General features: G+C 66.1%; 16 protein-coding genes. 15 read left to right on the top strand and 1 reads right to left on the bottom strand.

Going from position 1 to position 15,476, the window contains the following annotated elements:
• Positions 1–4: 4 nt before the first annotated feature.
• The 15 genes from pilW (at position 5) to AC1DJH_RS08500 (ending at position 14,976) form a co-directional block, all read left to right on the top strand.
• Positions 5–859 (top strand): type IV pilus biogenesis/stability protein PilW, encoded by an 855-nt coding sequence (pilW, locus tag AC1DJH_RS08570; RefSeq protein ID WP_472114714.1) that lies wholly within the window; start codon positions 5–7, stop codon positions 857–859.
• Positions 852–1,814 carry a RodZ domain-containing protein gene (locus tag AC1DJH_RS08565; protein WP_478185384.1) on the top strand — a complete coding sequence of 321 codons (963 nt, stop codon included), beginning with the start codon at positions 852–854 and terminating at the stop codon, positions 1,812–1,814. The genes pilW and AC1DJH_RS08565 overlap by 8 nt, the downstream gene beginning before the upstream one ends.
• On the top strand, positions 1,811–3,100 hold the full coding sequence (ispG, locus tag AC1DJH_RS08560) for a flavodoxin-dependent (E)-4-hydroxy-3-methylbut-2-enyl-diphosphate synthase (RefSeq protein ID WP_478185383.1): 1,290 nt from the start codon (positions 1,811–1,813) through the stop codon (positions 3,098–3,100). Before AC1DJH_RS08565 ends, ispG begins: the two co-directional genes overlap by 4 nt.
• Before the next feature lie 16 nt (positions 3,101–3,116).
• The gene (gene hisS / locus AC1DJH_RS08555; RefSeq protein ID WP_478185382.1) at positions 3,117–4,427 is read left to right on the top strand and encodes a histidine--tRNA ligase; all 1,311 of its coding nucleotides are present in this window, start codon (positions 3,117–3,119) and stop codon (positions 4,425–4,427) included.
• 6 nt (positions 4,428–4,433) lie between these two features.
• Positions 4,434–5,126, top strand: a complete 693-nt coding sequence (locus AC1DJH_RS08550; RefSeq protein WP_472114726.1) for a YfgM family protein — start codon at positions 4,434–4,436, stop codon at positions 5,124–5,126.
• A 7-nt stretch (positions 5,127–5,133) separates the two neighbouring features.
• Positions 5,134–6,276, top strand: coding sequence for an outer membrane protein assembly factor BamB (gene bamB, locus AC1DJH_RS08545; RefSeq protein WP_472114729.1), 1,143 nt, complete (start codon positions 5,134–5,136; stop codon positions 6,274–6,276).
• Between the two features lie 54 nt (positions 6,277–6,330).
• Positions 6,331–7,674 (top strand): ribosome biogenesis GTPase Der, encoded by a 1,344-nt coding sequence (gene der / locus AC1DJH_RS08540; RefSeq protein ID WP_472114732.1) that lies wholly within the window; start codon positions 6,331–6,333, stop codon positions 7,672–7,674.
• A gap of 172 nt (positions 7,675–7,846) precedes the next feature.
• Positions 7,847–8,092, top strand: coding sequence for an RNA chaperone Hfq (hfq, locus tag AC1DJH_RS08535; RefSeq protein WP_435438615.1), 246 nt, complete (start codon positions 7,847–7,849; stop codon positions 8,090–8,092).
• Between the two features lie 55 nt (positions 8,093–8,147).
• Positions 8,148–9,317, top strand: a complete 1,170-nt coding sequence (gene hflX, locus AC1DJH_RS08530; RefSeq protein WP_478185381.1) for a GTPase HflX — start codon at positions 8,148–8,150, stop codon at positions 9,315–9,317.
• Positions 9,318–9,391: 74 nt separating this feature from the next.
• Entirely contained in the window at positions 9,392–10,759 is a 1,368-nt protein-coding gene (hflK, locus tag AC1DJH_RS08525) for an FtsH protease activity modulator HflK (protein ID WP_472114735.1), read from the top strand.
• Between the two features lie 17 nt (positions 10,760–10,776).
• Positions 10,777–11,676, top strand: coding sequence for a protease modulator HflC (gene hflC, locus AC1DJH_RS08520; RefSeq protein ID WP_472114738.1), 900 nt, complete (start codon positions 10,777–10,779; stop codon positions 11,674–11,676).
• Positions 11,677–11,689: 13 nt separating this feature from the next.
• Positions 11,690–11,878, top strand: a complete 189-nt coding sequence (locus tag AC1DJH_RS08515) for a DUF2065 domain-containing protein (protein WP_093237567.1) — start codon at positions 11,690–11,692, stop codon at positions 11,876–11,878.
• A 44-nt stretch (positions 11,879–11,922) separates the two neighbouring features.
• Complete coding sequence (locus tag AC1DJH_RS08510) at positions 11,923–13,083, top strand: ATP phosphoribosyltransferase regulatory subunit (RefSeq protein ID WP_478185380.1); 1,161 nt, start codon at positions 11,923–11,925, stop codon at positions 13,081–13,083.
• 23 nt (positions 13,084–13,106) lie between these two features.
• Complete coding sequence (locus AC1DJH_RS08505) at positions 13,107–14,438, top strand: adenylosuccinate synthase (protein WP_435438620.1); 1,332 nt, start codon at positions 13,107–13,109, stop codon at positions 14,436–14,438.
• A 13-nt stretch (positions 14,439–14,451) separates the two neighbouring features.
• Positions 14,452–14,976, top strand: a complete 525-nt coding sequence (locus tag AC1DJH_RS08500) for a phosphoribosyltransferase (RefSeq protein WP_435484015.1) — start codon at positions 14,452–14,454, stop codon at positions 14,974–14,976.
• Positions 14,977–14,991: 15 nt separating this feature from the next.
• Here the strand turns inward: AC1DJH_RS08500 and AC1DJH_RS08495 are convergent, their stop codons facing one another.
• Positions 14,992–15,444, bottom strand: a complete 453-nt coding sequence (locus AC1DJH_RS08495; protein ID WP_478185379.1) for a VOC family protein — start codon at positions 15,442–15,444, stop codon at positions 14,992–14,994.
• Positions 15,445–15,476: the final 32 nt, after the last annotated feature.

Here is a 15,476-nt window from a genome sequence, read left to right as displayed (position 1 = left end):
ACCCATGAGCATGGCCTTTTCGATGACGACCGTGAACGCGCAGCGGCTGTTTGCCGCGAGCTTTGCCGGCGTCGCCGTGGCGTTTTTGCTCTCGGGCTGCGTGAACACCCGAACCACCACCACCAGCCTGGCCGACAGCAGCTCCAGCCGGGGCGTCGAGGTCGTGACCGAGTCGGACGAAAGCTCCCGCCAGCGCCGCGCGCGCCTGCGCATGGAGCTCGCTTCGGGTTATTTCGAACAGGGCCAGACCACGGTGGCGCTCGACGAGATCAAGCAGGCGCTGGTGGCCGACCCCAACAACGCGGACGCCTACAACCTGCGCGGCCTCGTCTACATGCGCCTGGACGACGCCGGGATGGCCGAGGACAGCTTCCGCCGCGCCATCGCCATCAGCCCGCGCGATGCGAACGCGCGCCACAACTACGGCTGGCTGCTGTGCCAGCAGAACCGCTACGGCGATGCCGCGGCGCAGTTCACCGAGGCACTGGCCGTACCCAGCTACCCCGACCGCGCCAAGACGCTGATGACCCAGGGCGTGTGCGAACTCAGGGCCGGCCAGCGCGTGCAGGCCGAGCGCAGCCTCATGCAGGCCTACGAGATCGACGCCGGCAACCCGGTGGTCGGCTTCAACCTGGCCTCGGTGCTCGCGCAACGCGAGGAGTGGTCGCGTGCGCAGTTCTACATTCGCCGCGTCAACAACAGTGCCTCGGCCAGCGCCGAGACGCTCGCGCTCGGCATCAAGATCGAGCGAAGGCTCAACAACCGCGAGGCTGCCGCGCAGTTGGGCGGTCAATTGCAACGACGCTTTCCACAGTCGCGGGAGGCAATCGCGTACGAACGCGGGAATTTAAATGACTGATCGGGTTTCGGAGTTCGGCACTTCCGTGGCGCAGACGCTCGAGGAAGGCGACATCACGCACAAGACGGCCGGCGACCTGCTTCGCGAGGCGCGCGAGGCTCACGGCCTGCACATCGAGATGGTGGCAGCCGCGCTCAAGGTGCCGCCGCAGAAATTGCTGGCACTCGAGGCGGACGATATTGCCTCGCTGCCCGATCCGGTCTTTGCGCGCGCGCTGGCCAGCAGCGTGTGCCGCGCACTGCGCATCGATCCGGCGCCCGTGCTGGCGAAGCTGCCTTCCACGCAAAGGGTGTTGCTGGCCGAGTCGGACCGCACGCTCAAGAGTCATGTTTCTTCGGGCACGCCGCGCTGGAACGGCAGCAGCGGCCGCTCCAGCGGCCTGCCGTCGCGCGCGCTGGTGACTGTCGTGGTGCTGCTGTTGATCGGCGCGGGCGCGCTGTTCTGGCTGCCCCAGTCGGTCTTCGACCAGGTCGGCGCCTCCGTGTCGCGACTGACGGCGAAGAGCGGCTCCGACGCCGGCTCGACCGCCGAAGGTTCGGCGAATGGCGCGACTTCTGCGGATGGCTCCGGCGGGGTCGCCTCGACCGTTCCGGCCCAGCCTGCGGCGCCAAGCGGGCCGGTCGGTCAAACGCCGATCGCTTCGACCGGCACCCCGGTTGCCGTGGCACCAGCGGCTGCGGCATCCGCGCCCGTGGCGCCTGCCGCGAGCAGCAGCCAGCAACTTGTTTTCGTGGCGCGTGAAGAGTGCTGGGTCACTGTGACCGAAGCCGGTGGCAAGCAACTGCTTCGCCGCAGCCTGAAGGCGGGTGAAACGCTGGGCCTGTCGGGCACGCTGCCACTGTCCGTCGTGGTCGGCCGCGCGTCGAGTGTCGATGTGCAGGTTCGAGGCCAGCCCTTCGACCTGAAGCCGGTCACCAAGAGCGGTGGCGTGGCGCGTTTCGAGGTGAAATCATGACGAACGAGTGCCTTCCCGTTGCCGTGGGGCCCATCGAGGCGGCCGCGCCCAAGGCGCGCCGCTCGCGCCAGGCCAGTGTGGTCTGGGGCCCGCGCGTGGTCACGGTCGGCGGCGACGCGCCCGTGCGCGTGCAGTCCATGACCAACACCGACACCGTCGATGCCATCGGCACCGCGATTCAGGTGAAGGAGCTGGCCATCGCCGGCTCGGAAATGGTCCGCATCACGGTCAACACGCCGGAAGCCGCGGCGCAGGTGCCCTACATCCGCGAGCAGCTCGACCGCATGGGCATCGACGTGCCGCTGATCGGCGACTTCCACTACAACGGCCACCGCCTGCTCACCGACTATCCGGCCTGCGCCGAGGCGCTGAGCAAGTACCGCATCAACCCCGGCAACGTGGGCAAGGGCGACAAGAAGGACAAGCAGTTCGGCCAGATGATCGACGCCGCGATGCGCTGGAACAAGCCGGTGCGCATCGGCGTCAACTGGGGCAGCCTCGACCAGGAATTGCTCGCCAGCCTGATGGACACCAACAGCCAGCGCGCTCAGCCCTGGGATGCCAAGCAGGTGATGTACGAGGCGCTGATCACCTCGGCCATCGAGTCCGCCAAGCTCGCTGAATCCATGGGCATGGCTGGCAACCAGGTCATCCTGTCGTGCAAGGTGAGCGGCGTGCAGGACCTCGTCTCGGTGTACCGCGAGCTTGCCAGGCGCTGCGATTATTCGCTGCACCTGGGTCTTACCGAAGCCGGCATGGGCACCAAGGGCACGGTGGCGTCGGCCACGGCGCTGTCGATCCTGCTGCAGGAGGGCATCGGCGACACCATTCGCGTGTCGCTCACGCCGCAGCCGGGCGAGTCGCGCACGCAGGAAGTGCTGATCGCCAACGAAATCCTGCAGGCGCTGGGCCTGCGCGTGTTCGTGCCGAGCGTCACCGCATGCCCGGGGTGCGGGCGCACCACCAGCACCACTTTCCAGGAACTGGCCAAGCAGATCGACGACTACCTGCGCATGCAGATGCCGGTCTGGCGCACCAAGTATCCCGGTGTCGAGGCGTTGAAGGTGGCCGTCATGGGCTGCATCGTCAACGGCCCCGGCGAGAGCAAGCACGCCGACATCGGCATCAGCCTGCCCGGTACCGGCGAGGCGCCCGCCGCACCGGTCTTCATCGACGGCGAAAAGGCCCTCACGCTGCGCGGCGACAATATCGCCAACGAGTTCCACCAGCTCGTCGAAACCTACATCGAAAAGCGCTTCGGCGGCGAGCACGCCGTCGCTGCCTGACACCTCCGCGGAATCCATGGCTGAAAAATTGAATGCCGTCAAAGGCATGAACGACATATTGCCGCCCGAATCGGCGCGCTGGGAGTGGCTCGAGGCCACCGTGCGCGACCTGATGGGGCGCTATGCGTACCGCAACGTGCGCACGCCGATCCTGGAGCACACGGCGCTGTTCGTGCGCGGCATTGGCGAAGTGACGGACATCGTCGAGAAGGAGATGTACGCCTTCGAGGACCGTTCCGACAAGCATGGTCAGGCGGAACATCTGGCCATGCGGCCCGAAAACACCGCCGGCCTCGTGCGTGCGGTGATCGAGCACAACATGCTCTACGACGGCCCCAAGCGCCTCTGGTACACAGGCCCGATGTTCCGTCGCGAAAAGCCGCAGCGTGGACGCTACCGCCAGTTCCACCAGATCGGAGCCGAAGCCCTGGGCTTTGCCGGCCCCGATGTCGATGCCGAACTGATCCTGCTCGCGAGCGCGCTCTGGAAGGCCATCGGGCTGACCGACGTGCGGCTCGAGCTCAACAGCCTGGGCCAGCCTGCGGAGCGCGCACTGCACCGCGCACGGTTGATCGCCCACTTCGAGCAGCACGCCGACAAGCTCGACGAAGACGGCAAGCGCCGCCTGCACAGCAACCCGCTGCGCATCCTCGACACGAAGAATCCCGCGATGAAGGACGTCGTCGAATCGGCGCCGAAGCTGATCGACTTCCTCGGCGCCGAATCGCTCGCGCACTTCCAGGGGTTGCAGGCCATCCTCAAGGCCAATGACATCGCCTTCACGATCAACCCGCGCCTGGTGCGCGGCCTGGACTACTACAACCTGTCGGTGTTCGAGTTCGTGACCGACCGGCTCGGCGCGCAGGGCACGGTGTGCGCCGGCGGCCGTTATGACGACCTGATCGCCCAGATCGGCGGCAAGCCCGCACCGGCCGTGGGCTGGGCCATGGGCGTGGAGCGCGTGCTCGACCTGCTCAAGGAGCAGGGCGCCGATGTGCCTTTGCCGGTACCCGACGCCTACGCGATCGTGCCCGACGCCGCCTCGATGCCGGTGGTGCTGCGAACGCTGCAACAACTGCGCGAAGCGGGCGTGCGCGTGCAGATGCATGCAGCCACCGCCGAAGGGCTTGCCAGCTTCAAGGCACAGATGAAAAAGGCGGATGCCAGCGGCGCCCGCCACGCACTGATCTTCGGCGCCGATGAACTTGCACGCGACGAAGTGACTCTGAAAGCGCTGCGCGACGCTAGCGTCCCGCAGACCGCACGGCCCCTCGCAGAAGTGGCCGCCTGGGCCGTCACCCTACAATCGCCGGCTCCCAACATCTGACAGCGCATGGCAACCCCTCTCGACCTCGAAGAACAGGAACAGCTCGACCAGCTCAAGCATTTCTGGAACACCTACGGCACCCTGATCACCTGGGCCGTGCTGCTCGTCGCCGGCGCCTTCGTGGCCTGGAACGGCTGGCAGTACTACCAGCGCAGCAAGGCAACGCAGGCCGCAGCCCTTTACGACGAGGTCGAGCGCAGCACGCAGTCCGGCGACGTCGAGCGCATCCAGCGCGTGCTGGGCGACATGAAGGAACGCTTCGCCTCCACCACGTACGCGCAACAGGCCGGCCTGCTGGTCGCCAAGACGCTGTACGAGAAGGGCAACACCGAAGGTTCCCGTGCCGCGCTCACGTGGGTGGCGCAAAGCGCCATCGACCCGGGCTACCAGGCCATTGCCAAGCTGCGTCTCGCGGCCGAACTGCTGGACGCCAAGTCGTACGACGATGCGCTCAAGCAGCTCGACGGCAGCGTGCCGAAGGAATTCGAACCGCTGGTGGCCGACCGCAAGGGCGACATCTACCTGGCCCAGGGCAAGCGCTCCGAAGCGCAAGCCGAATACCGCAAGGCCTGGACCGGCCTTGGCGCCACCTCCGACTACCGCCGCCTGATCGAGATCAAACTCAACGCGGTCGGTGTCGATCCGAAGAGCCTGGCGCCTGTCGTCACGGTCACACCCGCTGCCCCCAAAACTCCCTGACCGCATCATGAATTTCAAGCGTTTCGTGCCTGAATCGACCGCCCTGCGTGCGGGATCAGCTCTTGTTTTGGTAGCGTTCCTCGCCGCCTGTTCCGGCAGCGGCAAGCCCAAGCCCGAAGAGTTGCCGGCCAACCCGGCCCTCGTGGGCGTTCGCCAGGCCTGGACGGTGCGCATTCCCGAGGTCAAGTTCGCCCTCACCACCGACATCAGCGGCGACACGGTCACGGTGGCCGGCAGCGACGGTACGGTGGTGGCCATCGACGCCCGCGCCGGGCGCGAAACCTGGCGCGCCAGCGTCGGGGCTCCGATTGCAGCCGGCGTCGGCAGCGACGGCACCATGGCCGCGGTAGTCACCACCAACAACGAGCTGGTTGCGATCGAGAACGGCAAGGTCCTGTGGAAGCAGAAGCTGTCGGCGCAGGCCTTCACGGCGCCGCTGGTTGCGGGCCGCCGCGTGTTCGTGCAAACCGCCGACCGCAGCCTCAGCGCCTGGGACGGCCAGAGCGGCCGCCGCCTCTGGATCCAGCAGCGCACGGGTGAAAACCTCGTGCTGCGCAAGTCGGGCGTGCTGATCGCCGTGGGCGACACGCTGGTCGCGGGCATCGGCGGCCGTCTCGTGGGCATCAACCCGGCCAACGGCACTTCGCGCTGGGAGTCGCCCATCGCGGCACCGCGCGGCACCAACGACGTGGAACGCTTGGTCGACCTGACCGGCAGTGTGAGCCGCTTCGGCGACACGGTCTGCGCGCGGGCGTACTACGCCAGCGTGGGCTGCGTCGAAACCGTGCGCGGTTCGCTGGTGTGGAGCAAGCCGGCTTCGGGTGCGGACGGCCTCAGCGGCGACGACCGTTTCATCTACGGCACCGAATCCGACGGCAGCGTCGTGGCGTGGCGCCGTGCGGATGGCGAGCGTGCCTGGCAGATGTCCCGCCTGAAGAACCGCGAGCTGACCGCGCCGCTGGCCGTGGGCCGCTCGCTCGTCATCGGCGAAGGCACCGGCACGCTGCATTTCGTGTCTCGCGAAGACGGCGCGCTGCTCAATCGCGTCACGCCCGATGGCTCCGCCATCGCCGTCACGCCGGTCCTGGCCGGCAACACGGTCGTGGTTGTGACTGCCAAGGGTGGTGTGTTTGGCTATCGCCCTGAATAACTTTTACTTTTTGCAAGGCCCGATCATGAAAACCGCGCCATCGAAAGGCCGGCCATGAAGCCGGTCGTGGCCCTGGTCGGGCGCCCCAATGTGGGCAAGTCGACCCTCTTCAACCGCCTGACGCAGACGCGCGACGCCATCGTCGCCGACTTTGCCGGGCTCACGCGCGACCGCCATTACGGCAACGGCCGACTGGGCAAGCACGAGTTCATCGTCATCGACACCGGTGGCTTCGAGCCCGACGCTGGCAGCGGCATCTACAAGGAAATGGCCAAGCAGACGCGACAGGCCGTGGCCGAAGCCGATGTGGTGATTTTCGTGGTCGATGCACGCGAAGGCCTCTCGGCGCAAGACCACGACATCGCCAACGAGCTGCGCCGCCTGGGCAAGCCCTGCGTGCTGGCTGCCAACAAGGCCGAAGGCATGCTCGACGGCACCAAGCTCGTGGATTTCTACGAGCTCGGCTTCGGCGACGTCTACGGCGTGTCCGCGGCGCACGGGCAGGGCATGCGCGACCTGGTCGAGCTTGCGCTCGCACCGCTGAACCTGCCGGACCCCGAGGACGAGACCGACGAAGACGACGCCAACAAGCCGATCAAGCTGGCCGTCGCCGGCCGGCCGAACGTGGGCAAGTCGACGCTGATCAACACCTGGCTTGGTGAAGAGCGCCTCGTGGCGTTCGACATGCCGGGCACCACGCGCGACGCCATTTCCGTGCCCTTCGAGCGAAACGGCCAGCGTTTCGAACTGATCGATACGGCCGGCCTGCGCCGCAAGGGCAAGGTGTTTGAGGCGATCGAGAAGTTCTCGGTGGTCAAGACGCTGCAGGCCATCGAGTCTGCCAACGTCGTGCTGCTGCTGCTCGACGCGACGCAGGGCGTGACTGACCAGGACGCGCACATTGCCGGCTACATCCTCGAGAGCGGACGGGCCGTGGTGATCGCCATCAACAAGTGGGATGCGGTCGACAGCTATCAGCGTGAGCAGATCCAGCGGCAGATCGAGACGCGCCTGCCTTTCCTGAAGTTCGCGGCGCTGCATTTCATCTCGGCGATCAAGCGTCAGGGCCTGGGTCCCGTGTGGCAGGCGATTGCGCAGGCTCACAAGTCGGCCACGCGCAAGATGTCGACTCCGGTGCTGACCCGGCTGCTGCTGGAGGCAGTGCAATTCCAGGCGCCCAAGCGCGGCGGCATGTACCGCCCGAAGCTGCGCTATGCCCACCAGGGCGGCATGAACCCGCCAGTGATCGTGATCCACGGCAATTCGCTGGAGCACGTGACCGACGCGTACAAGCGCTTCCTCGAAGGGCGTTTCCGCAAGGAGTTCGACCTGGTGGGCACGCCGTTGCGGATCCAGTTCAAGAGCTCGGCGAATCCGTTTGCCGACAAGGACGACTGAGCGCGGATCGGGTCTTGGCCGCCGATGGCGGCTCTTGACTTGACGCTGTAACGGAAGTTCCGTCTTTCCAGAGACGTTATTTTCTCAAGGCTTTTGACCCCGGTTGCTGCAGCGCAGAAACCCTGTGTTATGGTCATCTCTCCAACAACTACTCTTGAACACGGAGAATATCGTGAGCAATAAAGGGCAACTTCTGCAAGACCCGTTTCTGAACACTTTGCGTCGCGAGCATGTGCCGGTTTCCATTTATTTGGTCAACGGTATCAAGCTGCAAGGCCAGATCGAGTCTTTTGACCAGTACGTCGTGTTGCTTCGCAACACGGTGACACAAATGGTCTACAAGCACGCCATTTCCACCATCGTGCCGGGTCGTGCCGTCAACTTCTCGGCCTCCGAGAGCGAAGACGCCGCTGCCTGATCGCGCGGAGCGCGGCGGCTCCGGCTGTCGCGCTTTTTCCCTATTCTGACCCCGCTTGTCTGAACTGATCCCCCGCCAGGAAGGCGCCGCCGTTCTCGTCGGTGTCGATTTCGGGCTGCCCCATTTCGACAGCGAACTCGAGGAACTCGGCCTGCTCGCGCAGACCGCGGGCCTGACGCCTGTCGCCCGTCTCGCGTGCAAGCGCAAGGCGCCCGACGCCGCATTGTTCGTTGGCAGCGGCAAGGCCGAAGAAATCAAGGAACTGGCTGCCCTGCACAGGGCCAGCGAAGTCATCTTCGATCAATCCCTGAGCCCTGCGCAGCAGCGCAACCTCGAACGCCAGCTCGACGTTGCGGTCTACGACCGTACTTTCCTCATTCTCGAGATCTTCGCCCAGCGCGCACGTTCGCACGAAGGCAAGCTGCAGGTCGAGCTCGCTCGCCTGCAGTACCTCAGCACGCGGCTGGTCCGTCGCTGGTCCCACCTGGAGCGCCAGACCGGCGGAGCGGGTGTGCGCGGCGGCCCGGGCGAGAAGCAGATCGAGCTCGACCGCCGCATGATCAACGAGTCGATCAAGCGCACGCGCGAGCGTCTTGCGAAGGTGCAGAAACAGCGCGGGACTCAGCGCCGCCAGCGCGAGCGTCGCGAGACCTTCAACATCTCCCTGGTGGGATACACCAACGCGGGCAAGTCGTCGCTGTTCAATGCGCTGGTCAAGGCCCGCGCCTATGCGGCAGACCAGTTGTTCGCCACGCTCGACACGACCACGCGCAACCTCTATCTGGGCGACGCGCGGCGGCAGGTGTCCATCTCGGATACCGTGGGCTTCATCCGCGACCTGCCGCACGGGCTGGTCGATGCGTTCAAGGCCACGCTGCAGGAGGCGGTCGACGCCGACCTGCTGCTGCACGTGATCGACGCCTCCAACCCCCACTACCCCGAGCAGATGGCCGAGGTGCAGTCGGTCTTGCGCGACATCGGCGCGGATGGTGTTCCGCAACTCCTGGTGTTCAACAAGCTTGATGCTCTTGAAAGCACGCAACATCCGCTGCATCTGCAGGACGAGATGGAAATCGACGGCGTGCAGGTTCCTCGCATCTTCCTCAGTGCCAGGAGCGGCGAGGGCGTGCCGCTGCTGCGCGCCGAGCTCGCACGGCAGTCGGGCTCCATAGCCGATACGATGACCCCTGAGGCGGACGCTGAATTGCATGATTCCGCCGATTGATTGGGCACAATCCCGCCACTGACAAGAGAACGAAGCGAATGAATTCAAAGCCAGCGTGGAGAGGGTTTCTGGGCATGTTCAATCTGAACGATGGCCGATGGGGGCGCGGCGATGAGCCGTCCTCCAACGGCGATCGTCCGGCTGGCAACCGTCCCCCCGATGCCAATCCTCCGGGCGCACCCACACCCCCGCCTTCGGGCAACAACAACAACGACAACCGTCCGCGTGGCCAAGGCCCCAATCAGGGTCCGCCCGATCTCGATGAACTCTGGCGCGATCTCAATCGCAAGCTTGGTGGTTTCTTCGGCGGCAAGGGTGGCGGCAACCGTCCCAACGGCGGCAGCAGCGGCGGTGGCGGCAACGGTTTCAAACCCGACATGAAGAACGCAGGATTCGGCCTCGGCCTCGTGGCTGCGGTGGCGATCCTGATCTGGCTCGGCACGGGCTTCTTCATCGTGAACGAAGGCCAGCAGGCCGTGGTGACGCAGTTCGGGCGCTACAAGTCGACGGTGAACGCGGGCTTCAACTGGCGCCTGCCGTACCCCATCCAACGCCACGAGCTGGTGGTGACCACGCAGATCCGTTCCACCGACGTGGGCCGCGATGCCATCGTGCGCTCCACCGGCCTGCGCGAGTCGGCCATGCTGACCGAGGACGAGAACATCGTCGAAATCAAGTTCGCCGTGCAGTACCGCCTGAGCGATGCGCGCGCCTGGCTCTACGAGAGCAAGGCGCCGGCCGAAACCGTTGTGCAGGTCGCGGAAACCGCCGTGCGCGAAGTGGTCGGCAAGATGAAGATGGACGCCGCGCTCGCCGAAGAGCGCGACCAGATCGCACCGCGCGTTCGCACGCTGATGCAGACCATCCTCGACCGCTACAAGGTCGGTGTCGAGGTGGTGGGCATCAACCTCCAGCAGGGCGGTGTGCGCCCGCCCGAGCAGGTCCAGGCCGCCTTCGACGACGTGCTCAAGGCCGGCCAGGAGCGCGAGCGTGCCAAGAACGAAGCGCAGGCCTACGCCAACAACGTGGTGCCGCTGGCCACCGGTACGTCTTCGCGCCTGAAGGAAGAATCGGAAGCCTACAAGGCACGCATCGTGGCGCAGGCGCAAGGTGATGCCGGCCGCTTCAGCGCCGTGCTGGCCGAGTACCAGAAGGCACCGCAGGTCACCCGCGACCGCATGTACACCGATGCCATGCAGCAGATCTACGCCAGCACGACCAAGGTGCTGGTCGACAGCAAGCAGGGTTCCAACCTGCTGTACCTGCCGCTCGACAAGCTCATGCAGGCGGGCGGCAACAACGCAGCGGCCACACCGGTCGATGCGGCCAGCCCGAACGTTGCCGGCACCGCGCCGGCCCAGTCCTCGGTGATCCCGGTGGCGCCTGCGACGGGCGACGTGCGCGCCCGCGACGGCCGCTCGCGCGACCGCGACGTGCGTTGAAAAAGGCCTAGAAGAACATGAACAGAATCGGATTCATCGCCTCGTCGATCCTCGTCTTGCTCGTGCTGCTGAGCTCGACCCTCTTCGTGGTCGACCAGCGCCAGTTCGGCGTGGTGTACGCCCTCGGGCAGATCAAGCAGGTCATCACCGAGCCCGGCCTCAACTTCAAGTTGCCGCCGCCGTTCCAGAACGTGTCGTACATCGACAAGCGCCTGCTGACGCTCTCCAGCCTCGACACCGAGCCCATGCTCACGGCCGAGAAGCAGCGCGTGGTGATCGACTGGTACGTGCGCTGGCGCATCAGCGACCCGCAGGCCTACATCCGCAACGTCGGTCTCGACGAGAACGCCGGTGCCATGCAGCTCAACCGCGTGGTGCGCAATGCGTTCCAGGAAAACATCAACAAGCGCACCGTGCGCGACCTGATCTCGGTGCGTCGCGAGGCCCTGATGGCCGACGTGCAGCGCGAAGTGCTGGCGGTGGTGAAGGGTGCCAAGCCCTGGGGCGTTGACGTGGTTGACGTGCGTATCACGCGGGTCGACTATGTGGAAGCGATCACCGAATCGGTCTACCGGCGCATGGAGGCCGAGCGCAAGCGGGTGGCCAACGAACTGCGTTCGACCGGTACCGCCGAAGGTGAAAAGATTCGTGCCGACGCCGACCGCCAGCGCGAAGTGATCGTTGCGAATGCTTACCGCGACGCCCAGAAGGTCAAGGGCGAGGGCGACGCCCAGGCCGCTTCCTCGTATGCCGAGGCCTTCGGCCGCGACCCGCAGTTCGCCCAGTTTTACCGCAGCCTCGAGGCCTACAAGCAGAGCTTCAACAAGAAGAGCGACGTGATGGTGCTCGATCCGTCATCCGACTTCTTCCGGGCCATGCAGGGCTCGGGATCGACCACCAGCGCCCCTCGCCGCTGATTCGTCCGGAGCCGTGAGCGCCGACACCTTCTGGAGCGCTCTTGCGCTCGTCCTGGTGATCGAGGGCATCTTGCCCTTCGTTTCTCCTGGTGGGTGGCGGCGCGGCTTCGGGCAGCTCATGCAGCTGCGCGACGGCCAGCTTCGTTTCTTTGGACTTTGCAGCATCCTGCTGGGTTTGGCACTGCTCTGGGTCCTGGGGTAGCGCGGTCCCGGTAGAATCCCGGTTTAACCACGCCCCCGATCCCCATGTCCGCCTGGGTCCTCCCGGATCACATTGCCGATGTGCTGCCTTCCGAGGCGCGCCACATCGAAGAACTTCGACGCCAGCTGCTCGATACCGCCCGTGGCTATGGCTACGAGCTGGTGATGCCGCCGCTGCTGGAGCACCTCGAGTCGCTGCTTTCGGGCACCGGCGAGGCGCTCGACCTTCAAACCTTCAAGCTTGTCGACCAGCTCTCCGGCCGCAGCATGGGCCTTCGCGCCGACACCACCCCCCAGGTGGCGCGCATCGATGCCCATCTGCTGAACCGTGACGGCGTGACCCGCCTGTGCTACTGCGGCCCGGTGCTCCACACCCGGCCCGACCGGCCCCACGCCACCCGCGAGCCGCTGCAGTTCGGTGCCGAAATCTACGGACATGCCGGCCTCGAGGCCGATACCGAAACCCTGCTGCTGGCGCTCGACTGCCTCCAGGCCGCGGGCCTGGACGAGGGCGTGATCGTCGACCTGGCCGATGCCCGCATCGTGCGTGCCCTGTTCGCGGACGTGCCGGTCGATGCTGCTGTCCTGGCCCGCGTGCACGCGGCGCTGGCCGCCAAGGATGCGAGCGAGCTCCATTCGCTCACCAAGGATTTCCCCGCCTCGTCCCGTGACGGGCTGCGCGCCCTGGTCCAGTTGTACGGCGACGCGTCGGTGCTCGACGAGGCTGCCAAGGCCCTGAAGGGCACGCCGGCCGTGGCCGCCGCCCTGGCCGACCTGAAGCATCTTGCCGCCGGCCTCGAGGGCACGGCCGGCCGCCGGATCAGTTTCGACCTGGCCGACCTGCGCGGCTACGCGTACTACAGCGGCATGCGCTTCGGCATCTACGTGCCCGGCGCGGTCGACTCCCTGGTGCGCGGCGGCCGCTACGACGAAGTGGGCGCCGTGTTCGGCCGCAACCGGCCGGCCGTCGGCTTCAGCCTCGACGTGCGCGAACTGGTCGGCGTGCTGCCGGCCCGCCCGCTGCGCGCCGCCATCCGCGCGCCCTGGCGCGACGCGGCCGGGCTGCATCAGGCCATTGCCCAATTGCGCAAGGCCGGTGAAACGGTAGTCTGCGTGCTGCCGGGCCATGGCAGCGAAATCGATGAATTCCACTGCGACCGCGAGCTCGTCGAGCACGCAGGCCAGTGGAGTGTCCGAGCGATCTGAATTTTTGAAGTAATGGAACGAGCATGAGCGTAACCACCGGAAGAAACGTGGTCGTCGTCGGTACCCAATGGGGCGACGAAGGCAAAGGCAAGCTGGTCGACTGGCTGACGGAAAGCGCCCAGGGCGTGGTCCGTTTCCAGGGCGGCCACAACGCGGGCCACACGCTGGTCATCAACGGTGTGAAAACCGCGTTGCACCTGATCCCCAGCGGCATCATGCGCCCCGGCGTCAAGTGCTACATCGGCAACGGCGTGGTGCTGTCCGCGGCCAAGCTGTTCGAGGAAATCGAAGGCCTGGAAAAGGCCGGCGTCGAAGTGCGTTCGCGCCTGCGCATCAGCGAGGCCTGCCCGCTGATCCTGCCGTTCCACGCCGCGCTGGACATCGCGCGCGAGGCGTACCGCGAAAAGGGCGGCATCGAGAAGATCGGCACCACCGGCCGCGGCATCGGCCCGGCCTACGAAGACAAGATCGCGCGCCGCGCGCTGCGCGTGCAGGACCTGAAGCACCCGGACCGCTTCGCGGCCAAGCTGCGCGTGCTGCTCGACCTGCACAACCACGTGCTGACGCAGGTGCTGAGTGCGCCCGCCATCGATTTCGACGAAGTCTTCAACGAAGCCATGCGGCACGCCGAGCTGCTCAAGCCCATGATGGCGGACGTCTCGCGCGAACTGAACGACGCGCACAGAAACGGCGCCAACCTGCTGTTCGAAGGCGCCCAGGGCACGCTGCTCGACGTCGATCACGGCACCTACCCGTACGTCACCTCCAGCAACTGCGTGGCCGGCAATGCCGCCGCCGGTTCGGGCGTGGGCCCGGGCATGCTGCACTACATCCTGGGCATCACCAAGGCCTACTGCACGCGCGTGGGCGGCGGTCCGTTCCCCACAGAGCTCGACTGGGCCACGCCCGGCACCCCCGGCTACCACATGAGCACCATCGGTGCCGAGAAGGGCGTGACCACGGGCCGCAGCCGCCGTTGCGGCTGGTTCGACGCCGCGCTGCTCAAGCGCTCGGCGCAGGTCAACGGCCTGTCGGGCCTGTGCATCACCAAGCTTGACGTGCTGGACGGCCTCGAAAAGCTCGAGCTGTGCACCGGCTACGAACTCGACGGTGAAATCACCGACATCCTGCCCATGGGCGCGGACGAGATCGAGCGCTGCACGCCGATCTACGAGACCCTCGAGGGCTGGACCGAGAGCACGGTGGGCGTCACGCAGTACGACAAGCTGCCGGTCAACGCGCGGCTGTACCTGCAGCGCATCGAACAGGTCACCGGCGTGCCGATCCACATGGTGTCGACCAGCCCCGACCGCGATCACACGATCATGATGCGTCACCCCTATCTGGCCGACTGAAGAGGAAAAACCCATGTTGACCGAAGACGGCAAGCATCTCTACGTCAGCTACGACGAGTACCACAACCTGATCGAGAAGCTCGCGATCAAGGTGCACCAGTCGGACTGGCAGTTCGACACCATCCTGTGCCTGGCGCGCGGCGGCATGCGCCCCGGCGACGTGCTATCGCGCATCTTCGACAAGCCGCTGGCCATCATGTCGACCAGCTCGTACCGCGCCGACGCCGGCACGGTGCAGGGCCACCTGGACATCGCCCGCTTCATCACCACCCCCAAGGGCGAGATCGCGGGCCGGGTGCTTCTGGTCGACGATCTGGCCGATTCGGGCCATACGCTGCACGCCGTGATGGACATGCTGCGCAACAACTACCCGCCGATCACCGAGCTGCGCAGCGCCGTGATCTGGACCAAGGCGCTGTCGACTTTCACGCCCGACTACCAGGTGGAATTCCTGGCCACCAACCCGTGGATCCACCAGCCCTTCGAAGGCTACGACGCCATGGGCGCCGAGAAGCTCATCGAGAAGTGGTCCGTCTGATGCGCGCCCGCCGGGTCATCCGGCGGGGTTGAGCATCATCGCGGTGTAGCGCCGCTGCATCTCTTGGGGCGTCAGCTTCTCGATGCTGTGCCCCACGTTCCAGCGATGGCCGAAGGGGTCGCGAAAGACACCGGAGCGTTCCCCGTAGAACTGGTCCTGCGGTGCCATGTCAAGCGTGGCGCCCGCCGTAACGGCGCGTGCCACCACCGCGTCCGCGTCGTCGACGTGCAGGTGCAGCGAGACGGGCGTTCCGCCCAGCGTCCTCGCGCTGCGGATGTTGAACTCGGCAAACTCGTCCGAGAGCATCAGGATCGCCCCGTTGTGGAAGTCCAGTTCCGCATGACCGATGCGCCCACTGGGCTCGGTCAGGCGGAAGATCTCCTTCACTTCGAACACCTTGCAATAGAAGTCGATGGCTGCGCCGGCGTCGTGGACGCAGAGGTACGGAAACAGTTCGTGGATGGCCATGGTCTTGTCCGTTGGGGTTGCGATGAGCGCGA

It is taken from the genome of Variovorax sp. 10N412, from assembly GCF_056394985.1.
The sequence above is the reverse complement of the archived record's forward strand: the minus strand, read 5'-3'. Positions and strand labels throughout refer to the sequence as shown.